At 41.2% G+C, this 24,337-nt stretch carries 15 protein-coding genes and 2 tRNA genes; 6 read left to right on the forward strand and 11 right to left on the reverse strand.

The genetic code is table 11. The features are described 5' to 3' along the window. Positions 1–344: 344 nt before the first annotated feature. The 7 genes from Q4557_RS00885 to Q4557_RS00915 form a co-directional block, all read right to left on the reverse strand. Entirely contained in the window at positions 345–2,960 is a 2,616-nt protein-coding gene (locus Q4557_RS00885) for an endonuclease (RefSeq protein WP_303410108.1), read from the reverse strand. A 63-nt stretch (positions 2,961–3,023) separates the two neighbouring features. Further along, positions 3,024–6,161 carry an ExeM/NucH family extracellular endonuclease gene (locus tag Q4557_RS00890; RefSeq protein WP_303410110.1) on the reverse strand — a complete coding sequence of 1,046 codons (3,138 nt, stop codon included), beginning with the start codon at positions 6,159–6,161 and terminating at the stop codon, positions 3,024–3,026. A gap of 34 nt (positions 6,162–6,195) precedes the next feature. Further along, on the reverse strand, positions 6,196–7,248 hold the full coding sequence (locus tag Q4557_RS00895; protein WP_102531596.1) for a hypothetical protein: 1,053 nt from the start codon (positions 7,246–7,248) through the stop codon (positions 6,196–6,198). Between the two features lie 1,073 nt (positions 7,249–8,321). Continuing rightward, positions 8,322–8,948, reverse strand: a complete 627-nt coding sequence (locus Q4557_RS00900; protein ID WP_303410113.1) for a pseudouridine synthase — start codon at positions 8,946–8,948, stop codon at positions 8,322–8,324. Between the two features lie 363 nt (positions 8,949–9,311). Further along, positions 9,312–9,402, reverse strand: a tRNA-Ser gene (locus tag Q4557_RS00905). A gap of 327 nt (positions 9,403–9,729) precedes the next feature. Next, entirely contained in the window at positions 9,730–10,011 is a 282-nt protein-coding gene (locus Q4557_RS00910) for a hypothetical protein (protein ID WP_102437062.1), read from the reverse strand. A 108-nt stretch (positions 10,012–10,119) separates the two neighbouring features. Beyond that, on the reverse strand, positions 10,120–10,767 hold the full coding sequence (locus tag Q4557_RS00915; protein WP_303410144.1) for a 2OG-Fe(II) oxygenase: 648 nt from the start codon (positions 10,765–10,767) through the stop codon (positions 10,120–10,122). Positions 10,768–11,291: 524 nt separating this feature from the next. On the opposite strand from Q4557_RS00915, the gene slyA reads away from it, so the two are divergent. From slyA to Q4557_RS00930, 3 genes are read left to right on the forward strand one after another with little or no spacing between them, the layout of a single operon-like run. After that, positions 11,292–11,759: a transcriptional regulator SlyA gene (gene slyA, locus Q4557_RS00920; RefSeq protein WP_017059069.1), complete on the forward strand. Its 468-nt coding sequence runs from the start codon at positions 11,292–11,294 to the stop codon at positions 11,757–11,759. 12 nt (positions 11,760–11,771) lie between these two features. Beyond that, positions 11,772–12,833 carry an HlyD family secretion protein gene (locus tag Q4557_RS00925; RefSeq protein ID WP_102436545.1) on the forward strand — a complete coding sequence of 354 codons (1,062 nt, stop codon included), beginning with the start codon at positions 11,772–11,774 and terminating at the stop codon, positions 12,831–12,833. A gap of 60 nt (positions 12,834–12,893) precedes the next feature. Next, positions 12,894–13,925, forward strand: coding sequence for a DUF2955 domain-containing protein (locus Q4557_RS00930; RefSeq protein WP_303410118.1), 1,032 nt, complete (start codon positions 12,894–12,896; stop codon positions 13,923–13,925). 43 nt (positions 13,926–13,968) lie between these two features. Here the strand turns inward: Q4557_RS00930 and Q4557_RS00935 are convergent, their stop codons facing one another. Both Q4557_RS00935 and Q4557_RS00940 read right to left on the reverse strand, forming a co-directional pair. Continuing rightward, positions 13,969–14,559, reverse strand: a complete 591-nt coding sequence (locus tag Q4557_RS00935; RefSeq protein WP_303410120.1) for a glutathione S-transferase family protein — start codon at positions 14,557–14,559, stop codon at positions 13,969–13,971. A 68-nt stretch (positions 14,560–14,627) separates the two neighbouring features. After that, entirely contained in the window at positions 14,628–18,038 is a 3,411-nt protein-coding gene (locus Q4557_RS00940) for a PAS domain-containing hybrid sensor histidine kinase/response regulator (RefSeq protein ID WP_303410122.1), read from the reverse strand. A gap of 186 nt (positions 18,039–18,224) precedes the next feature. On the opposite strand from Q4557_RS00940, the gene acs reads away from it, so the two are divergent. The 3 genes from acs to Q4557_RS00955 all read left to right on the forward strand — a co-directional run bounded on the left by acs (position 18,225) and on the right by Q4557_RS00955 (position 22,519). Beyond that, complete coding sequence (gene acs, locus Q4557_RS00945) at positions 18,225–20,177, forward strand: acetate--CoA ligase (RefSeq protein ID WP_303410124.1); 1,953 nt, start codon at positions 18,225–18,227, stop codon at positions 20,175–20,177. 254 nt (positions 20,178–20,431) lie between these two features. After that, positions 20,432–22,186, forward strand: a complete 1,755-nt coding sequence (locus tag Q4557_RS00950) for a DEAD/DEAH box helicase (RefSeq protein ID WP_303410126.1) — start codon at positions 20,432–20,434, stop codon at positions 22,184–22,186. A 72-nt stretch (positions 22,187–22,258) separates the two neighbouring features. After that, positions 22,259–22,519 carry a GrxA family glutaredoxin gene (locus tag Q4557_RS00955; protein ID WP_076536809.1) on the forward strand — a complete coding sequence of 87 codons (261 nt, stop codon included), beginning with the start codon at positions 22,259–22,261 and terminating at the stop codon, positions 22,517–22,519. 101 nt (positions 22,520–22,620) lie between these two features. On the opposite strand, the gene Q4557_RS00960 is transcribed toward Q4557_RS00955, so the two are convergent. Then, entirely contained in the window at positions 22,621–23,790 is a 1,170-nt protein-coding gene (locus tag Q4557_RS00960) for a DcaP family trimeric outer membrane transporter (protein WP_303410153.1), read from the reverse strand. 291 nt (positions 23,791–24,081) lie between these two features. After that, positions 24,082–24,157, reverse strand: a tRNA-Lys gene (locus tag Q4557_RS00965). Between the last annotated feature and the right edge of the window lie 180 nt (positions 24,158–24,337).

The following is a 24,337-nucleotide window of genomic DNA, read 5'->3' on the forward strand; positions in this document are numbered from 1 at the left end:
CAATCATAACTCTTAAAAGCTCAACCTGATTGAAGTGACTGCTTTCCGTTACTTTCGTTAACCCCCTTCCCATATAGAATTTTAAGGCCAATATTCAGGCCTAATTCCAGGTGGCGCATGCCCAGCTGGTTCTTTACCTATGGATAAGAATGTACTGACCTTTATCAAAAAAATGAATGAGACAAAAAAAATCAATTGAAAATAAAAAAGTCCACCAGCACAAAGCAGGCTTTGTACTAGTGGACTTTTATTAAGCCCTTGTAATTGGGCTAATTTAATCTTTACCGTTTATTTCTAAGCTATATATTTCTCAAATTTTAACTCAAAAATAAACCTTCAAAAGCTTAAGATTGACGTCGACGCCATAACAGCGGTAATAACATTAGCAAGCCAGCGCCTAAACTACCTGCACCATCAGGCTTGCTCCAACCACTCTCTTGTTGGTTTTTCACATCAATACTGACATTGGTGCTGTATTGCTCTTCGCCATCACTCACGAAAAGTGTAAACACTAATGTTTGATCAACATCAACGTCAGGTGCAGTCACATTCAGCACTAAACCATCAGCAGTGTAATCCGCACTCATACCTGAAATTTGTGTCCAGCTATATTGTAATCCTTCAGGTTCATTGGCTATGGCTGCTGTGATCACTGTGCTGTCACCTTCATTTAGCTCTGTGTTGCCACTAAAACTGATATCAAAGGCTAATGGCACATTGACCACTGTCACACTGACTGCTTGTGTAGTTTCAAGCGTGCCATCGCTTACCGTTAGGGTAAATTGTAGTGGTGTATCGCTAGTTACTTCTGGTGCTGTTAGCGCAAGAATTGAACTTGAAGCGTCAAACTCTAGCTCTGGACCTGCTGTTTGCTCCCAGTTAAAACTAAGCTCAACTTCGTCTTTAACAACGGTTTCAGAAGCATCTATGATAAACGCTTCACCTTCGTTAACAGATTCAGGCGCAGTTATGATCACATCAACATCTAGCTCTGGCTGAAGTGGATCATCACATTGCTCACCATAAACCGCTTGTACCCACTCTGGGTAATCAATATACGGGTTACGGTTGCCTTGATAGGTATAAATTGCATCATTACGCTGAACATCGGCATCGTCGACAGGATCTTGATGATGCCATGCATAAAGCGTACATAACTTGCCATGAAGCGGTTCATTATTAGAAACCTCATCACTCGTTGTCATGCGGTCAACAGCAATCAAATCTGGCATATTAGAATCGTTACCTTGATAACGAGTATCCATATACATGATCATCCGCGCCACATCACCTTTAACTTCATCTCTTGGCTCAAAACAGCGACCGCTAGAATCAACAAAATTACCCGGTGCATCTGCGATTTCTGTAGCAGTATCACCACATTCAGCAAAATCGTAATTACTGCGAGTAGAGTTAACCTTCACATTCGTTGGACGTAAGTGATGTGCATCGGTGTAACCAAGTTGAGACTCACTTGGGAAACCATGACTTTTAGCCCAAACGTGTTCACGGTTCCATTCGTCTGCAGCGTTGGCTCCTTGGCTATTATTTTGCTTTGATATTGAGTTACCAGTATAAAGCTCAATAACGTTGCTCCTGTTTGCCGGATCTTCATCTGAGTAAGTCAGCGCTGTCCACACTTCTTTATAGCTCAATTGCTGATGACCATTAGCAATGGTAATTGAAATCGCATCTTTCATTGCTTCAGCATCGTCAAAGCTACCGCTAAGTACGTCGGTATAATAAACGTTAGGCTCAAAAGCATCAGGATCTGCGACAGGTGTTAGCTCGACACAATTATTACAAGGTGTTGGATCGGGTTCTGGATCTACTGGTGTATCACCACAGGCAACTTCGCCCATACAACCTAGACCATCAGCAGTGTCTATATCAAAGGTAATCCACTGATTATTTGTCCCAGGGAAGTCACCGTAAGCATCGCTGTCACCTGCAGTGATGCTAGCTTTACGTCTTAACGTTTTATCTTTAGTTGAGAAGTCTGGATCATTTGGATCTGTCCATGCACCATCAGGCCTTTCACCAAGTTTACCAATACGGTCAATGACCACATCGTCCTTGGTCAACATTAATGCGTCATCACCATTAAAGTAAGTAACTGTTGATTCAGTACCAACTTTAAACTCATCTGCTGCGCCACTGTTATAAAACACAATGCTCTCACCTGCAGCCAACATACCTGATAGCGTTTCACTATTACCCGGTTCTGTAGCGCCGTTAGCATATAGTGTCAGTTTGTACTGAGCGGCATCTAAGTCAATTGCACTGCCACCGACATTAGAAAGCTCAATTGCTTTGTTATTACTACTGCCTTCAATATATTCAGTAATAATAAGTACACCAGACTCAGCAACACAAGCGCCTTCACCAGGACAACCTAGTCCATCAGCAGTGTCTTTTTCAAACACAACCCATTGATTATTTGCACCAGGGAAGTCTGCTGAGGCATCAGTATCACCAGTGGTAATACTGGCCTTGCGTCTTAAGGTTTTATCTTTAGTCGAAAAGTCTGGATCGTTTGGATCTGTCCAAGCGCCATCAGGTCGCTCACCCAATTTACCAACACGATCGATAGTCGCACCATCTTTGGTCAGTACTAACGCATCATCGCCATTAAAGTAAGTGACTGTAGATTCAATACCAACCTTAAACTGTTCGTCAGCACCTGCATTGTGATAAACAATGCTGCTACCCGCAGCTAAATTACCCGTCAAAACAGCTGTATTACCCGGTTCAGTTGCACCGTTAGAGTACAGGGTTAATACATATTGAGCGGCATCTAGGTCAATATTACTATCGCCAAGGTTTGAGATTTCAATCGCTTTATTATTACTACTACCTTCAACATATTCGGTAATAACCAAATCTGCATACGCAGCCGTTGAAGCAGTGGCTAATAGCAGGGTAATTGCTTTAGCCACTGAAGTGATTTTATTATTCATAGTGTTATCTTTTTATTAGGTGGTGAGGTGTCACCGAAGTGAACACCTCACCTGGGGTTGAACCTATTTGTGATTACGGCGACGAAGAGCTGATAAACCCAGAAGGCTTAACAAGCTAAGTAAACCAGTACTACCGCCACTACCATCATGTCTTTCTTCTTTTATTTCAGCGACTAACGAGTCTCGATTTTGCACTTCAATATCGAAAGAAAGTGAAGAACCCGCAACCACTGCACCGTCGCGTTCAAGAGCAACTTTAGCGCTGTAGCGCGCAGATGGCGCACCGAAGACTTCAAAGTTAACTAGGGCTTGACCATCCTGAGTTAACACCACGTTGGGCTCAACGAGTTGGCTCAAATCCAGTTGCTCTTTATCATCTTTAGGCGTCAGTTTGATGGTGGCGACATCGCCAGTTAAAGCGCCTGCAATCTCTGGGATCTGATATGGCACCTTCATTAACTTATTGAGTTTGGTCAGATACATTGAACGGCCTGAATCAGCCTCTCCAGGCAAGTAACTTAAGGTCACTAATGCTGGATCGTGATCTGAAGAGCGGAAATGGTCTTCAGCATAGAACTTATTAAATTCATTGCTGTAGTCACCCTTATACTCATTGTTGTAATCATAAAGGCTTGATTCAGCAGCGTTGATATGCCAGTCAGCAGCATCGATTACACGCTCTTCTAGCGAAGGTGAAATAAGAATGTGATCAAGTGAACCCACCTCATCGTTATAAGAGTAACTCCATGGGGTTTTACCCTTCTCTTCGAATATTTTCGAAATAATATTAATGTACCCGTAACTATTAGTAATTTGTACTGGCGAACCATCTGTATTGAACTGTGGTTTGCTACCTACAAAAGTATGGCTTGCGGTCATTAGGGTTTTGTTGCGAGGGTTTTCAGTCAGAACCAACATTGGGTCTTCTTGGCCGTAGGCGTTAAGGTCGCCTAAGATGATTTTGTCACCCTCAACGTCTTTAAGTTCTTCAGCTAATTGTACTGCACCTGAAATACGGAACTCTGAGCATGAGCCTTGAAAATCAAGATCTGGAGCATCTTGGGTCCACTTAGTAGCATCACCAAACTCAACTCCTTGCCAATCTTCCCAACAAGTTGAACCTTTAGACTTAAAGTGATTAACCGCTAGAGTTAAGCGCTTGCCTGTCTGGTTAACAAGGAAAGTAACCACAAGTGCGTCACGATGATAGTTTTGACCGCTTTCTAAAATCTCATCATTATTGTCTTTAATCACCTCGTTATTGTCATTAACAATGGTCGGCGCTTTTTGCTGTGGCATCGTAACAACACGGGTACGCTCGATGCTTAATTTACTCGGACGGTAAATAATACCTGTCGCTATCGCATCTGAACCAAGGGCATCTAGTTCATCAAGTACACCATTACCGTTATGGTCAAAGCCAACGAATACATAGCGGTTTTCGGTTGAGTATGGCTTGTCATAGTTATCTGCGTATTCGTCGTTGTAGTAAACGTTAACTTCATTAACTAAATCAGCAACAGCACCATTAAGGCCAAAACCATTATTTTCCATTTCCATCAAACCGACTACATCAGCATCTAGCGCACGGATGGCTTCTACTAATTTAGTTTTTTGTTGAGAAAATTCAGTAAAAGTATCAGCACCGCGGCTTTGGCCGAATTGGTTTTGAGCACCACCAAATGGTGAGTTGAAATAGTTAAATAAATTCTGGCTAGCTATGCGGATAGCAAACTCGTCATTTGTTACTGTTTCATCGATATCAGGGCTGTCAGTTCTAGGAAGGTTATGAACAAAGTTATTGTTATTTAGCTCGTTAGTCACAGTTAAAGCATAATCACCAAAGCTATAACTAATCACCCCTTCCATACCCACGACACTGTCATCGATACGGATGTAATTATCCTCTGGTGCGATACCAAAGTTAGGATAATAAGGGATGTCACCGTTAGCAGCAGAAGTCGAACTTTCGATAACTAAACGATAATCATCATTTTGCGCAGCTGCTGCATAAGATTCTGGTGAACCAGGTACATTAAGCTGATTTGGCTGTAAATTAGGTCGCTTGTAAGCCAAAGTCATGTTGTTACGGTAGCTGTCGTAGTTAAAGCTGAAACTACGTGATACACGCATATCTTGATTGCCATCTTCAAGCGGATTTATATCTGCAGGCAGATTGACTAACATGCCTTCATAACGATTGAGTGTGGTTTCAAATGAACCACCATCTGATTCTAGCATTTCAATATCAGTAGCCACAGTCGGCGTGAACTCGCTATTGGTCACTTCCCAATCATCGGTCGCTAACTGAGTTTGTCCATAGCTTTCAGCGACTTCACTGCCTAAACAAATCGTGCGGCCAACTAGCTGACTATCTGCACTGCCACTTTCAACAAAGATACCATCTGAGGTTAATGGGTTGCCATCAGCCACTACATCACGTAAGTAAAAACCTTTTTTCGGTAAACCAACAACGGCTGTTACCACACCTTCAACGGCAACACTTTCACCTTTTAATGGAGATGGTCCGCCCGTACCTTGGATGTCACCAATTGTGGTTAAATCAGCACAAACAAATGGCTCATAAGCTTCAGCTAGATTTGGCGTACCCACAGTTGAAATATCAAGTGGACTAATTACTTCCCACTGCGAAGCATTAAAGGTTGCAGAAGGAACAGGTGCATTACCTTCACTATCCATACGACGGCGCAGCGTAGTGTCTGGAGCCCAAACGCTGGTATTATCTGCAGCGCCAACACGGTCAATAATCACATCGCCATTTTTAATGTAGAAACCATCATTACCACTTAGGTAAAAATCGGTGTAACTGGTATTTGGGTCACCTTCACCAATTACGTAATCACCTCCGTTATCAGTAATGATTTGCTTATACTCGTCGCTAGCATCTTTGTTTAATACCACTAAAGATTTACCAGGTGCAATGGTAAGGCCTGATAGTAATGGCTGACCACTGGCATTGAGCATGACATTTTCATACTTACCGTTAGCCCACATATACACGGCGGTGTCATCGGTAAAGGTAAATTCATCGGTAGCGTGGGTATTGGTGATTTCCACAGAGCCCAATTCAGCCCCATAATCTTTTTGCACCATTTCGGTGATCAGTAGGTCGTTGACTGCAGCATTAGCGCCGACACTGATAATACTGGCGATGGCCAGTGAGAGAAAACTTTTCTTCATAGTAAACTCGATAATTGTTTATCTTGGAATGAAATTAGAAATACATGCGCACATAGGCATATGCAGCTTCTGGCGCTTCGCCAACTCGGGCTTCTACTGACACAACGATGTCTCTTGCTGGACGGTAGTTGAAACCTAAGCTTGCCCATTGGCGGTCTTTACCAAATTCAGCTGGCAGCTCGGAATAGTCGTAGTTAGGGCCTTCTACATCCCAACCTTCATATTGCTCATGATTTGCTGAAGCAATAATTTCCCAAGACTCATTAAGATCGTATTTGCCACTTAACGTCATGCCATAATTGCGGAAAGTTTCGTATCCAAGATACGTATCACCACTCTTGCGAGTTGCTAGATCTTCATCTTCTAAAAAGGTATTGAAACCTAATGCAAAATCTGAGGTGATTTGAGCGCGAATACCTAAGCCGACAAGCATTTGCTCACCATACTTAGAGATCCCTTCTGAGCCACCACGACCTTCGACACCCACGACAACGGAAACAAAGTCTGACATCCAGCCAACATAACCGTTGACAATATCACCTTGTAAAGCACCATTCTTGTGCTTGCCTTCATAGGAATAAGAAACGCCGTACACCAAGTTTTCAAACTTAGCTTCATATTTAACGGTATTTTCTTGATCGCCTGCTTCACCGGTTTCTACCGATTTATTGAAGGTAAAATCACCAAAATGATCATACTCATCAAACGCAGTATCTGTTAAACCCAGCTCAATCCAGTGATTATCGTCAAATATATAACCGACAAACATTTTGTCGATGGCAAGTTCAAACTCGCCATCACCACCAAGCCAATTTCTACGTTGGTAATCCAGTTCTAATCGGTAGATAAAGTTTTTATTCTGTCCTGCTACACCTAACGTGGCAAAACTATCATCGACATAGCCTTTAGTATCGTAAAACTCATCATGGTTATAATCTGAATTGGTACCAAAATGACCCCCAACACCCACTTCACCAAATAGGCGAATATAATCTCCATTGTCTCCTTCTTGTAGTGTGACTGCACTTGCAGCATTCACACAGAATAAAGAGGCTAAGGCGATTGCAACGGTTGTTCTTCTAAACATCGCATTTATTTCCATTAGTAAATTTCAACCCCTTCGCAATAGGTTGAATTCGGGCTTAATAATTATTTATGTGAGGTTGATTTATCGGCAGGAAGAATATACAACGCGGTTATACATAAAACATATAACAACGAATTAACATTCAAAAGTCTTTGAAATGAACGAAGCTAGAAATATTCAGCCAATTAGATCACAATTTATCAACATGAGCAATTGAGACTGCTCAATAAAACCGCAACCCTACACAAAACAACCATTATTAAAATGAAAAATGATTACTAAATGTATTTACACTTAAAAATTAGCAACATTTACTTCGACTATTTTTATAAAAAAGCCTTTTGTATCAACACCACGATATTAAGTAAGCCACACTCTCATAGCAAGAAAAACTTACGATTAATATCACAAAAACACCCTTACCACTTGAGTTAACATTTATTTAATAATTATCGCATCCCGAGGTAATTATTAACCAGTCAAACCTTTTACTTAAACCGATATATTTAATAAAACAAAAATAAAACCTTAATACTCATAAAACAAACAAGATCTAACCATATACTGAAACAAAAAATTAAAGTAGGCATCAATTAATGTATATTTATAAAACAAACAATTTTTTGTGCAAAACTTATACAACTTATAACTTTTACATTGATAGAAAAGCTGATCGTTTATAATTATCCATTCATAAAAGCAAAACCAATAAAGGTTAATTAATGCACAGCATCATCAATGTTTATATTATTAACATTGATAAAAAACACGAAAAATATTGAGAAATTTTCATTGGAATTAAGATAATTGGACTGTTAGATTGTTGGATTGTTGGACTGTTGGATTATGAATATCATCAAATGAATCGACGGTTCCCCCAATCCATTACTGATTCAATCATACAACAGCTAATTTAGTGGATTACTTAAGTGTGTTGACCAAGCCATTGGCTTTTTATTTTTTTAGTGATTTACCTGTAACTAAAGTTTGATGTTGAGATTGACAAACGTAATAGATAACCCAATATAAAGCCCCACGGCAGCTGCAATAGAGCTCTAAACACCAGTATGCTATCAACAGAAAGCAGCATCAAAACTAGTTAGCGAAATAACATCACCAGCAGCCATATTATCAATATGTATATCGCCAATTCTCACTCTAACTAGCCTTAAGGTGGCAAAGCCTACGGCTGCAGTCATTTTTCTGATCTGACGATTCTTACCTTCACAAAGCGTAATAGAAACCCAACTTGTTGGCCCATGTCTTGGGTCGCGAATTTTACGACCCCGAGAGGGAAGCGAAGGTTCTTCATCTAATTTGAACGCCTTACAAGGCAAGGTTAAATATTTACTACCATTAATGCCAATTTCAACCCCATTTTGCAGTAATGACATCGCCTCAGGAGTAATATCACCATCCAGCTGTACATAGTATTCTTTCGCTATACCTTTACTTCTGATCTTATGACTCATCATGCCATCAGTGGTGAGTAATAACAGTCCTTCTGAGTCATGATCTAACCGACCAATAGCCATGGTTTTATCGGGAAAATTAAATAGCTCACCCAGTAGATGTTTCTTCTTACGGGTTTCAGGTACAAACTGGCTTAAAAAACCATACGGTTTAAATATTTTAAAATGCTGATGAATTTCGCTCTTATCAGCAGGCGCTAGCAAACCCGTTTGGTTAGTAGTTGGCATAATATGGCTTTTAATCGTAAAAACTGTATAGGTTGGCATTATACGGTGAGTCTTAGCATGATGCACATAATCTAAAACGCCCCCAATACACATAGCTTAAAAGCAAATGTTCTTATCAGCGCATAAAATGCTAGAAGAAACGAGGATAAACATATTGAGCAAACATTACTGGGGGCTTGCTCATATGAAAAGCAGTGACATTGACTGAGTCAATCTTCTCAAGGCAAATAAGTGATTATAAAACAGGCACTTTAAATACTAGGCAATAAAGCAATTTTGAATTAATAGTATTAATCTTCAATATTTTTAGTGATTTAAACGAAAAAAGGCTCATCATTCCTGATGAGCCTTTCGTCTTGAATATGGCGGAGAGATAGGGATTTGAACCCTAGATGGGCTACAAACCCATGCCGGTTTTCAAGACCGGTGCATTCGACCACTCTGCCATCTCTCCGAACGCCGCGAATAATATGACAAGCTGCGGTCGCTGTAAATCCCTAAATGACATAAAAATGTTTAAGTGTTGATAAAAAAACCAAAGTGTTCATTAATTAAATTGTTTGAGCAATAAATCAACGTCACTAACACGACATGAAAGTACACTTATGCAAGTCATTACCTTAACCCATTAAACTTTAGTTGCTGAGGCAGTTTTTTGTTGCAGATACACTTAATAAAAAGCCCATTTATATTGTTGTCAGCTAGTACGATCATAGCGGCTATCACTTTGGCTACACAAAACCTACGTTACTGATTCTATTCTCTTGCCCATTAAATACTCTCATTTTGAGTTATCAGCTGAATCACTGAGCCATTTTATCGCTGAATATATGAGGTGGCTCACTGCGGCAATGATAGCGACATAGATAAAAGTAGGCATAAACCAACTGATGCCAGTGTCATAAACAAATTGCCAATTTGTACCTTCAGCGCCGTGAAATATGCCGCCAGGATTTTCGAGCCATTCCCATATGACAATAAAGAGTGTTACCAATACCGAGACTATTAGTCCGCTGATAATACCAAAGGACCAAAAATGTTTTATTGCAGCTGCTAATTTCAACGGCTCTCTCCTGTCAAAATTCAATAAAAAATGATGCTTCATTATCAGAGCTAGTAAAATAAACAGCTTATCGCCCAGCTGTTGGTTAAGCGCATCTAGACGGATAACTTACCTCGGCGGATCGACTTTAGCAGCGATAGAAGTATTAACCCTAAACCAACCAGCGATAGAATATCGATCCCGCTTGGCTGCCAATACTTCATGGGGAAACTCTTCACTTAAAAATGTCACTATCGTGCCCAGTAATGGCATTACTTTAATGCCTTCTTTATCGACGTTATCTTGATATAACACTAACTCGCCGCCATCTGACGCTGACCACGCTCGATTAAAATATACCACGATTGAAAGCACTCGATTCGCTTCGCCCTTAAAAGCATCATAGTGTCTTTTATAGTAATCACCTGGGCCATAATGAGCAAAGTGACTTTCAAATGAAAACAAACCTAGAAATAATCGTCTATTTAAAAAGCTTTGCAAGTTGGCGGTCCAAGTGAGCCAATCTCTGCCTGCTTCAGATCCATTGGTTATCCAGCTAATGGCATCAGTTCTAACAAACTCATTTTTTAAATACTCGCCACCCCTTCCTATACCTGCTTCTTCAAACTTGTCTGCTTCTATCCCTTGCTGATGATTAAACAAATTGTTCGCTAATGCATCTGCCAAGGCCGTTGGCCGAATACTGTAGCCTTTTGCTTCGATATCCTGCGCAATAAGCGCAAACAAGGTTTCATCAATTGGGCTATCGCCAGTCATTGATGGGCATTTCTTTATGGCGACCACATTGTCTACCTTTTAATAATAAATACATTGAATAAAGGACGGATAACACCCACTTAAAGGAAGTGAGCTAGATGTAGCTATTACTAGTGAAGCTGTTATGGAAATGAGGCTGTAATTATAAGAACGAGTTTAAACGCAGGCAGACTCGCGTTAGTGACGGCACAGTGACTATGATGATTAAAGTTAGAAGTGCTTTGTTGTAGTCAGTTAATTCAGTATAAACCTAGTCTTGGATATCCTTGCTAAATACTTTTAATTCTTTTTCATTGGTGTTTAGATTTCAACTTTTACCTATTGAATTATCCATTCTTGTTGCTGACTATTACGACTTAAGTATTAACATAAAATGATACATCTATTTGTTTGAAATTTATTCTATTTTCTATCATTGCCTTAGCGTTATATATAACACTAGGGCAATCACTGCGATAAAAAATCAATTTACTTAGCGTGCTAACCAAGTATAATAGTTAGCACGCTAAGTAAATGGAACCATGATGCAAAAAGAATTCGACCATATGAAAGAGCTATCACTGGCAGAACAATTGGGGCGTCTGCATCGCTTATGGCGCACCGCTGTTGACATTGAACTTGCCCCTTTAGAGTTAACTTACCCACGCTGGACAGCCTTATGGAAACTGTGGCGATTAGGCGACAACCTCAGTCAAAAAGTATTAGCCAATGCCTTAGAAATTGAACTGGCCTCTTTAATGCGCACCTTAGCCCAATTAGAACAGCAAGGGCTCATTGAACGCCACTGTTGCCCCCATGATAAACGCGCCAGACTTGTCAATTTGACTCCTGCTGGACTAGATTTAATAACGAAAGTCGAAGTAACAATTATCAATATCCGTAGCCAATTGCTCTTAGGCATAAATGCTGAAGAACTTACTGAGTTTGAAAGAGTAATTAATCTGATTGGTAATAATGCGTTAACCAAATTAGCTAAAATGACAGACAAGTAAGTGAATACAAATATGACACCAGATCAACAATTTTCGCGGCTAACAAAAATTGCCTTAGCAGGCTTTATGCTAGTATTTGGTTACTTTATGTTTGCTGATGCCGCTATGCCATTAACGCCGCAGGCTATGGCAACTCGGGTTGTGACTAAGGTTACCCCACAAGTTAATGGCCGCATTAAAACTATTGCTGTCACTAATAACCAAGTTGTTAGCAAGGGTGAATTACTGTTTGAAGTAGATCCTAGACCGTATAAGTTAGCGGTAGATGAAGCGCAGTTGGCTTTAGAGCAAGTCCAGCAAGATAACGCTGAGCTAGATGCCTCTTTGTTAGCGGCGCAAGCTGATGTCAATGCCAGCCAAACCACATCACAACAAAAGCGCAGCGAAGCAAAGCGTCTTGATGCACTGTACAAAACTAATGGCGTATCCCAACAGCAACGCGATCAAGCTGACAGCGATGCCGCTGCGGCTGAAGCAAATTTGCTGGCAACCCAAGCCCGTTTAAAGCAATTAGAAGTGAGCCGCGGTGTTTACGGTAACAATAACTTAAAAGTACGTCAGGCCGAAAATCGCTTAACCCAAGCCAAATTAAACCTGTCTTATACCCAAGTTCATGCGGATCAAGACGGCACAGTTACTAACTTGCAAATCATGGTCGGCGGCTTTGCGGCCATTGGCCAGCCACTACTGGCTCTTGTTTCTGATGATGTGGATATTATTGCTGATTTTAGAGAAAAGGCATTACGAGATGTCTCAATTTCATCTAAAGCCCTTGTTGCGTTTGACGGTGAACCAGGCCGTTTATATCGCGCCCACGTCAGCAGTATTGATGCTGGGGTTAGCGCCGGACAGTTCGATGCCAATGGCAGTTTAGCGACTCCGCAACAATCTGATCGCTGGGTCCGTGACGCCCAAAGAATGAGATTGCATTTACAATTAGATAATGACGAAGTCATGAGAACATTGCCAACGGGGGCACGGGCGACGGTGCAGATAATGCCAGAAAATAGTTTGCTGAACTTATTAGCTCATGGGCAGATTAAAGCCATCAGTATGCTGCACTATATCTATTAACATCATACATTTGATAGATGCGCTATTTTAAATATATTACAGCGACACAAGGCAACAATCATGTTACTAAGATTTAATCCCATGACAGCCAATGATTTACGTCAATGTCTACGTATTGCCACTGCTGGCACGATTGGCTTTACTTTGTGCAAACTGTTCGGCTTTAGTAACGGGGTGTTTTATACTGTTACCCCTATGGTATTGCTAGGGCTAGCACCTGTGTTCACCGCCCATGTCGCGCGGCAGGTGTTGGCGTCTTCTGTCACAGCTGGATTAGTGGTAGGCGTTATCGGTGGTTTATTTGGTGGCCATCCAGTCTTAATGACCCTGATTATTTTTGGGGTGTTTGTTGGCTTTTTTACCGCCATGACCCGCGGTAGTTTTTTTCTTTATGGTGCCAATAGTTTACTTAATCTGAGCATCATGCTTAATTTTGCCAGTTACCCTGATACTGATCTAAACGGTCTCATCGGCGCTAATCTCGGCGCCACAATACTGGCAATCATTATCGCCTATATCATGGTCTCGTTAATCCCTGATGTTGAACCCAGAAAATTGCAAAAACCACCAGCAAAATCAGTAAATCGAATGCGACATGAAGTATTACTGGGGGCAACTATCGCCACAGCATCTTTTATCGTGTTCCAGATATTTAATCTGCAAGACTCTATGTCGGCGCAAGCTGCCACAATTTTATTACTTTATCCGATGCATTTTACTGGGGTATTAAATTATGCCCTTAAACGTGCGATAGGTACCTTTCTTGGAGTGACATTCGGTGTGTTAGCCCAGTTGTTTCTCTATGATTGGTCGGGGCTGCTTATCTTAGTAGTGCCGGTTTTATGGTTCGGATTAATGCTATTTAGCCAAGTTCATGTTAAAGAAAAAGTCGGCGCAGGCGTTGGTTTTGGAGCGATGACCACGCTGGGTATTTTATTTGGCCAATACCTAAGCCCAGGGAGCGATCTGATATATAGCGCACTTTACCGTATTAGCAGTATTTTGGTTGCCATAGTAGCGACTTTATTACTGTGTTACATCATGCACACTTTACTTAACCGATTTGCTGCAACACGCTTAATTTATCAGTAATGCTGCTAATGATTAAGCTGGTCAGATAAAAGATCGCGATTGATTAATCGAGCATGGAAACAAAACCCGCTTGTGACTCAACATTAGCTAACCATTGTTGGAAATTGGGATAAACCGATAAATCAAAGCCACCCTCATGGGCCACATGGGTGTAGGCATAAAGCGCAATATCTGCCAGGCTAAATAGCTCACCGAGCATAAATGCCTGCCCTGCTAACTGGTTATCAATTAATTTCAATACCTTACCCCCCTGAATTTGTAAGTTATCAAACTCAGCTTGCCGCTCTACTGGCATACCTTGATAAAGTTTGATAAACCGAGCAACGGCAATACAAGGCTCGTGACTGTATTGCTCAAAGAACAGCCATTGATACATTAAGGCATTATTAAATTTATCGTCAGGAATTAACCTCGAGCCAGCGGCCAAGTATCCAATGATGGCATTGGACTCGGCTAGCACTAGACCATCATCTAGCTCAATAATCGGTAACTTACCGTTTGGTTTTTTAGCTAAAAAAGCCTTGGTTTGGCTGCCTCCAGCCATAATGTCCACGTCTTGCCATTGATAATCAATATTGAGTAGCGCCAAAGTTAGCTTTATTTTGTAACAGTTACCTGATTTTTTTATCGCCATAGACAGTTATCATTGCTCTTCCTTTTGCCGTTAACGCGCTTGATTTCGTTTATTAACCCTTCATTGGCCTACTTCACTAAACTTGATATTAACGCCCGTAATGCCGCTGGTTTAATCATTTTAGCCATATAGTGATAACCACGCTTTTGTACATCCTCAACCAAATCCTTATTCGTATTAGCCGTTATCAAGATCCCGGGTAAATGTTCACCGTAGCGCGAACGAATACCATCCATAGCATCGACGCCATTTTGATTGTTATCTAAATGGTAATCAGCTAAAACGATATCAGGAGCAACCCCTTTAAGGCCAAGTTTAATACGAGCATCAGCTAAATCGGTTGCACAAATCACCTCGCACTTCCAGCGAGTTAATAAGCTTTCAAGCCCTGCCAAAATGGCCTCTTCATTATCAATACAAAGCACTTTTACCCCAGCTAAGGGCTGGGTTAAGTTTGGTACCGGCTTAGCTGACTTTTCACTGATGGTTTCACCTAAAGGCACGATAATTGAGAACACTGAACCTTGACCAAGCTTTGATGAAACCTGAATTTGATGATCTAACACCTTGCTTATTCGATCAGCAATAGCGAGCCCTAAGCCTAAGCCGCTGACATTTTGGCTACTGGGATGATTTAAGCGTTTAAACTCTTTAAATATCTCTTCTGTTTCATGCTCATCAATGCCACAACCTGTATCTAACACCTGAATTTCGAGATACTTTCCTCGGCGGCGACAACCCAACAGCACTTTACCGCCTCTAGCATAGCGGTAAGCATTGGTTAAAAAGTTTTGTAATATACGCCTCAGTAAGGATAAGTCTGAGTTGACAGTGGCATTACAGGGGATCATATTGAAGCGAATTTGAGTGTCTTTTGACATAGCCTCAAACTCAACAGCAAGACCTGTGAGTAAGTCAGCAATAGCAAAATCTCGGCGGTTAACCTCCACCATGCCTGAATCAAGCTTTGATATATCCAATAAATCAGTTAATAACTCCCCCGCTGTTCGCAAGGAGTTGTTGATATGGGATAAAGTGGTTTGCCCTTCTAAATCAAGATTCGGGTATTGCGCTAGTGAAGCAGTAAACAATCTTGCAGCATTAAGCGGCTGCATAAGATCATGCCCAACGGCCGCAAGAAAACGACTTTTTGACGCATTAGCCATTTCTTCTTGGGCTTTTGCTTCTAGTAGTTCGCTGTTAAGCATTGCCAGTTCATAGGTACGTTCTTTTACTCGACTTTCAAGGGTTTCATTGGCTTCTAGTAAGGCTTTCTCTTGCTCACGGTATTGGGTGATATCGGTAAAGGTCATCACAAAGCCGCCATCTGGCATTGGATTACCTTGAATTTTTATCACTTTACCGTCTCGGCGTTGTCGCTCTGAGGTATGCTCTGTGCCCGCGCGCATATGCTGCACTCGCATTTCTACTTGAGCATCAATTTCACCCTCTCCACAATAGCCTCTGGCAGCGTTAAAACGTACCACTTCACTAATTGGCATGCCTTGCTTTAAAAAACCGTCAGGATAATCATATAGCTCGGCATATTTATAATTCCATGCGACCAAGTTTAAATCTTTGTCCACCACACTCATGCCTTCATAAGCATGTTCAATGGCGCCGCGTAACATGTCTTGGCTTAACATCACCTTGGTTGACGCTTCATCCACTAAACTAAAGACTTCATCAAGGGCTAAATCGCGACCTTGTAACACCGAGTCCATCACCAGTGAGGCGCTCGATGCTCCTAGCACACCTGCAAGCATATGCTCTGTGTGTGAGATTAACGCTTCATCAGCCACTTTATGCCAAGAATCACTTCTTACCGCAGCTGGCGAGTATTGACTAAAGCTTTCATAAGCGCGGGTTGGACTAACAAAACGACTGGCAAGAATTAATAAATCTTGTTGAGATATCGCCCCATGTTTTCGGTTACTGTCCTTTTTAATAATGCCTGGATTAATAAAATGGCTGGCTTGAATGCGCTCAGCTACCCCAGCTCGAAACCACAACGAGCCTAAAATATAAAAGGCAATATTGGCTAATAGCGCCACTAAAGTGTCATCCACTTCCGGGCTAATAGACGCTAAGATCCCAGTATCGCCCACTAAGCCTACGCTGCGCTCAAATAAAATATAACACCACAATGAAAAGCCTACTGCTAAACCTAAAAACACCCCAGCACGGTTACCATACTTCCAATACAAGCCACCTATGAGTGCGGGTGCTAGCTGCGCAAAAGCACCGAATGATAGCTGCCCAAGGTGAGATAACGATTCATTACTACCAAATATTAAGTAACTAAAATAACCCAAGGCCAAAATAATGATGATGGCTAAACGGCGCGCATTTAATAAAAAACGCGCAAATTGATTGAAATTAGTGCCAGTGATTTTACCAGTACGTAGCATAACTGGAACTAACCATTCGTTACTGATCATGACACTAATGGTCACAACAGCAACAATCACCATACCCGTCGCTGCTGAAAGCGTGCCTAATAAGGCAATAACGGCGAGAACAGGCTGATCTAATGCTAAAGGCAGGTTAATCACATAAGTGTCTGCCGCCACGGTATCACCAAGTAATAATTTACCAGCAAGGGCTAATGGCGCCACAAATAAGCCAAACATGGCCAAATACAAGGGAAAGATCCAGCGGGCTTTTTTTAACACCCCTTCTTCTGCACACTCAACTACCATCACATGAAATTGCCTTGGCATACACATAAAGGCGGCAATCCCCACCAGCATTTCCGGTAAAATTGAAGCGATATTTAAAGTGCCATGGTTGATGAGTTCTTTGTCTTTCGCTTGTTGCCAGATATCATCAAAACCATCAAAAAAACCATAAGTAATCACCACACCGACAATCAAAAAGGCGACTAATTTAATCAGTGACTCAAAAGCGATCGCTACCATCATCCCAGGATTATGTTCGGTGGCATCCAATTTACGAGTGCCAAATAAAATCGCAAATATAGCCAAAATGAAAGTAATCACCAAAGGGATACTGACGCCATTTAAAGGTAAATTATCAGGTTGAAATAAATTAAGGCTAAATACCATGGCTTTAAGTTGCAGCGCAATATAGGGCATGATGCCGCATAGTGCTATTAGGGTCACTATGGCAGCAAGGGCTTGGGATTTTCCATAGCGCGCGGCAATAAAATCGGCTACCGAGGTTATATTTTGCGCTTTAGAGACTAAAACCATTTTGCGTAATACCCCAAAACCCAGGGTAAAAATTAAGATTGGGCCAAGATAAATCGGCAAGAAAGACCATAAATCGTTCGCTGATTGACCTACTGTGCCAAGGAAGCTCCATGAAGAACAGTAAACAGCTAGACTTAAGCCGTATATCCATACTTGAACTTTATTAGTGATTTTACTAAACCAACGTTCAGCGCCCCAGGCCAGTATAAACAGTAATGACACATAGCAAATTGCAATCACAGCAACGACTAAGGTTAAATTCATAGCTTTCTCTTTTTATTATATTCGCTTATTAATTATGCAATAATTTTGCGTTATTTGCATGAGATGTTAACACGCGCAACAAGCTAAATATTAAGGATATTTTAAAACTAGACCAAGGTCTAATGGAGTTAACATCATCATGCAGAGGATACTTTCATAACGCAAATTTTGACAAAGGGAAGCCATATGAGCTCGCAGTCTCTCTACAAAGTACCAGCCGATTTCGCTAAAAATGCACTGGTCGATAATGATAAGTATAAAAAAATGTACCAAGAATCTGTGGTTAATCCTGAAGGTTTTTGGAGAGAACACGGTAAGCGCATCGATTGGATCAAGCCTTATACCAAAATTAAACAAACCTCTTTTGATGATCATAACCTGTCTATTGAGTGGTTTTATGATGGCACATTAAACGCATCTTCAAACTGTTTAGATCGCCATTTAGAAGATAATGGCGACCGCGTAGCGATCATCTGGGAAGGTGACGATGCCAATGAACAGCGTAAAATCACTTATCGTGAACTGCATACTGATGTGTGTAAATTTGCCAATGCCCTACGTAGCCAGGGGGTTTGTAAAGGTGATGTAGTCACAATTTATATGCCTATGGTGCCTGAAGCGGCCGTTGCTATGCTTGCTTGTGCCCGCATTGGCGCGATCCATTCGGTGGTATTTGGCGGTTTCTCACCTGATTCAATTGCATCACGCGTAATTGATGGCAAATCAAAAGTCTTGATCACCGCTGATGAAGGCGTGCGTGGTGGCCGTAAAATTCCGCTTAAACGTAGCATTGATGAAGCGCTTAATAACCCAGATGTAGATTGTGTCGAAAAAGTCATTGTACTTAAACGAACTGGTGGTGATATCGACTGGGTTGAAGGCCGAGATATATGGTGGAGCGATGTTGTTGCAACGGCATCAGAGCATTGCCAAGCTGAAGAAATGGGCGCTGAAGACCCGCTATTTCTTTTATACACTTCAGGCTCAACCGGTAACCCGAAAGGTGTGTTGCATACCACTGGTGGTTATATGGTTTACGCCTCAATGACTCACGAGTATGTTTTTGATTACAAAGAAGGTGAAGTATATTGGTGTACTGCTGATGTGGGTTGGATCACCGGTCACTCCTACATGGTATATGGTCCATTAGCCAATGGCGCAACTATCCTTATTCATGAGGGAGTACCAAACTCTCCAAATCCAGCTCGTCTTGGTGAAATGGTCGACCGTCATAAAGTTAATATTTTATATACTGCACCAACGTTAATTCGCGCTTTAATGGCAGAAGGTAAAGAACAGTTTGATGGTTTTGATGGTAGCTCATTACGGGTAATGGGCTCGGTGGGTGAACCCATTAACCCTGAAGCTTGGCGCTGGTACCATGAAGTGATTGGCCATGAATCCTGCCCAATTGTGGATACATGGTGGCAGACTGAAACCGGTGGTATTTTGATTAGCCCATTACCTGGCGCCACAGATGCAAAACCGGGCTCTGCTACGCGTCCATTTTTTGGGGTTCAGCCGGCATTAGTTGATAACATGGGTAATATTCTTGAAGGCGCTGTAGACGGCAACCTTGTTATTCTCGACTCTTGGCCGGGACAAATGCGCACCGTATTTGGCGACCATGATCGTTTTGCTCTCACTTACTTTAAAACCTTTAGAGGTATGTACTTTACTGGTGACGGCGCTCGTCGTGATGAGGATGGTTATTACTGGATCACTGGCCGTGTTGATGACGTAATTAACGTATCGGGCCACCGCCTCGGTACTGCTGAAGTTGAAAGCGCGCTTGTATCACACGATCTTGTCGCTGAAGCCGCAGTTGTAGGTTACCCCCATGATATTAAAGGCCAAGGCATTTATGCCTATGTAACCTTAATTAACGGCGTTGAAGAAACTGAAGAGTTACGTCAAGGGCTACGTCAATGGGTGCGTAAAGAGATTGGCGCACTAGCCACCCCAGATTTAATTCAATGGGCTGGCGGTTTACCTAAAACACGTTCAGGTAAAATCATGCGCCGCTTCTTACGTAAAATTGCCGCAAATGAAGTAACCAACTTAGGCGATTCTTCTACCCTTGCAGATCCAGCGGTGATTGATACCTTGATAGAGTCTCGTTTAAACAAAACTCAATAACAGTAGTTTAAAATAAGAGGTTATTAAGTACTCCCCACCCTCTTACCAACCTGAGAACTCCTAACCAGATTCTCGTTGCCCTCTCACTGAGGGGGCTTTTTTATATTTATTCTGGCTTAAATCTCTATCAACTCATGCTGAAACGATATGTATTCAGCGACTTTTATTGAATAGACTGCGCCGCGCTAGCTTGTATTCATGCTACAGTACCCTGCATGATCAATATTAAATAATAAGCCATTTCATACTCACTTATGTCTGCAACCATTTCACTTCGCGATTACCAACAAGACTCTGTTAACGCTGCTATAACCCATTTTAAGCAAACTAATGACTCTGCTGTGCTGGTACTTCCTACAGGAGCAGGCAAAAGTATTGTGATAGCCGAACTAGCTCGAATTGCCCGTGGTAACGTTTTAGTTTTGACCCATGTGAAAGAACTCGTGGCACAAAATGCAGAAAAAGTGGGTTTACTCACTGAAGATGCCAATATTTATTCTGCGGGTTTAAAGCAAAAAAAAGCCCATGGTAAAACCGTGGTCGCCAGTGTGCAATCAGCAGCGCGAAAGCCCGAGCAATTCTGCCAATCATTCTCATTGGTAATAATTGATGAATGTCACCGAGTCAGTAATGATAAAGATAGCCAATACCAACAGTTATTAACTCACCTCAAAAAGATTAATCCACAAATAAAACTGTTAGGGCTAACTGCCACGCCCTATCGATTGGGTTTAGGTTGGATATATCGACATCATTACCATGGAAAAATAGGCAATGCTGACAAGCCAGTATTTGAAAAGTGCATTTTTGAATTACCTATGCGGCCGCTCATAAAAAAAGGCTACTTAACCGCACCCAAAATATTTGATGGACTAAGTGCCCAATATGACTTTAGTCAGTTAGAGCCAAGTAATACAGGTGAATTTCCGCAAAAGGAAGTTGATGATTTACTCAACCATCAAGGCCGCGCAACCACTGCCATCATAAAACAAGTACAACAATTAGCAGACTCTCGTAAAGGCGTATTAATTTTTGCGGCGACAGTTCGTCATGCAAAAGAAGTACTTAAATTATTAAATGACGATGCTGCACTCATTACAGCAGATACACCACATGCAGAACGCGACGAAATTATTAGTCAGTTCAAACAACAGAAAATTAAATTCATCGTCAATGTTACTGTATTAACCACCGGCTTTGACGCCCCTCATGTCGATTTAATTGTTATTTTAAGGCCCACAGCATCAGTAAGCTTATTTCAACAAATGATTGGCCGAGGTTTACGCTTAGCGCCTGATAAACAAGATTGCTTAGTCATTGATTATGCCGCTAACGGTTATGACTTATATTTTCCTGAAGTGGGTCAAGTAAAACCCAATAGTAAATCTGTGCCAGTGCAAGTGCATTGCCCTGTATGCCAATTTGCCAATACTTTTTGGGGCTTGGTGGATAATGACGGTGATATTGTTGAACACTTTGGTAGACGCTGTCAGGGGCTAATAGAGGACTCGTCATCAAACATTCAACAGTGTGACTTTAGATTTCGTTCTAAAGCTTGCCCTGATTGTGGCGCTGAAAATGATATCGCGGCGCGCATTTGTCATATCTGTCAATCTACCCTCATTGATCCTGACAAGCGTTTAAAGCAGGTATTGTCGTCTCAACATCATCATTTGTTTAAATGCCAAGAGATGCAGCTTATCGAAGAAAATGGCAAGCTTGTGGTGCAATACTTTGATATTGAATCGAATGACTTTAAAGAATACTTTAATATGCACACACCAGCGCAACGCCGCGCTTTGTTTGCTATATTTATCTCTCCTCATTGTCGAACTCCCGGCATGAAGCACCCACAATATAAAAAGCCCGCCGATTTAATCGCCCATAGTGAGCACTTTAAAAAGCCGGACTTATTACTTTTGAAAAAACAGAAACATAAATGGGATTTAGTCGAAAAGTTTTTTGACTATAAAGGCCGTTATAAAACGATCACGGATAGTAGTTTTTAGTCGCTGCGCTTATACAATATCAATTCGATAAAACTTATGGTATAAATCGTCAAATCAAAAAAAGGAGTCACTATGTTTGTTGTTATTTTTGGCCGTCCAGGCTGCCCATATTGTGTTCGTGCTGTTGAATTATCAGAAAAATTAACTGCGCAACGTGACGATTTTAAATTCAAATATGTCGATATTCACGCTGAAGGCATTTCTAAAGCAGACTTAGAAAAAACTGTTGGTAAGCCAGTTGAAACAGTACCGCAAATCTTCGTTGATGAAGTTCATGTTGGCGGTTACACAGAATATGATAAATACGTTCGCGACAATAAATTAGTTGCTTAATCACCAATGATTACAACTAAGCTGCGTTGAGCGCATTTCGCAGACAATAAAAAGGGTTAATTTATTGAATTAACCCTTTTTTGTATTTAAGAAAAATATTTTTATAGAACGTATTTAGCAGAGAATAACACTCGGCTTAAATCGCCATCTACACCACTTTCTTTTTCGTTCATAGCATACATATACTCAACACCAAACGTTAACGGTTTTGTTGGTGAGTAGAGTAAGTTGATATAACCAGAGTATGAACTCGCATTGACACCATCACTTGATAATGAAGTATCGTTATCAATTTCTAGTGCAGCAAAGGTTAAACTACTACGCCATTTATCATTCCACCAATGACGGTAAGCAGCAAAGCCACCATAAGAGCTAATAGTTTGGATATCACCTGATGCATCTAAGTTACCAGCATTGGCATAGTTAAGCGCCATATAACGACCTAGGCCTTCACCATAAGTGACTGAAAACTTGAAGTCATCGTTACCTACAGGGATAACACCCGCGATACTGGCACCATAACCCAGTTCGCTTGAATCAACTGACTGTAAAACATTGCCATCTTCATCTTTAAAGTCTTGCTCTACATTTAACTGTCGAACCATTGCAGCAAGTGAAATTGCTGAACCACCTTCAGACTTAAAGTTATAACGAGCAACGACATCAGGAACCATACCGCTACCACTGGTCACTCTTGACGCTGTACCATATTGGTTTACGGTTGTTTCTGGGTTTTCTACCGCAATTTGAAAGCCGCCATTGGTGTAGCGGATCATCGCTTGACGCACAAACGGCGTACCATCAGCTGCGCCCACAAAGTCTAAATTTTCAGGTAATGCACCTGGATTTTGGAAGGTAGTCCATGTTTGACCAACAGTCCAATTGTCATAACTGACAAAGGCTTGTCGAATACGCGGGGAATAACTGTTTGATACTCGCTCATTACCATCAGTATGAGTCATAAAATCAAGTTCGATAAAACCTGATAATTTATGGCCATCGAAATCTGATACAGTTTTAAAATTAAAACGCGTTTCGCGGGCTTGAAAGTCGACGACTTCCTTACCATTACCAGCTTCACCATAAATGGTACCTGGTACATAAAATTGACGAGATAAGTTTCCTGAGTCAGGTGCCCCATTGCTATAACTGCTGAACATCACATCAGCTTTGACATAGCCACCAAACTCCATTTCTGTATCTGCGTAGCTAGTACTGCTCAATAACAGTAATGAACAACCTATAGCTAAACTAATTTGTGTTTGTTTCATCATTCTCTCCCTATTCTTATCATCCATAGCAATATGACCCACTTAACAAGCAAGCAACATTAGCAATAGGTCTATTAGACAAAAGTAGGTGGAAAATAAAAAAGTTTAAATCTAAAGAATGATAAACACTTGATATGAGCAAAAACAATTTACGGTTTAAATCTGAATGAGAAAGACGGAGATATAAATATTAAAGCGTTTGATGGGCTTGATTAAACGAAAAAAAACATAGGACTATCTAACAGGAGGAACTGAATCAAAGCCTAACAGGCAATCTCACTTTCAAAAAAGTGGTGGGCCGTGAAGGATTCGAACCTTCGACCAATTGGTTAAAAGCCAACTGCTCTACCAACTGAGCTAACGGCCCATCTTGGTTTTATTAATACTTATTGTACTAACTTGGAACAAAAGCCAACTGTCTGTGTGAACAAGCAACTGAGCTAACGACCAATCTAATTTTACGTAACGAGGCATTACGTCTGAATTAAAGCCTAACAGGCAATCTCACTTTCAGAAAAGTGGTGGGCCGTGAAGGATTCGAACCTTC

Origin of the sequence: Shewanella sp. 5_MG-2023 (assembly GCF_030547465.1) — a bacterium.
Taxonomy (GTDB): Bacteria; Pseudomonadota; Gammaproteobacteria; order Enterobacterales; family Shewanellaceae; genus Shewanella.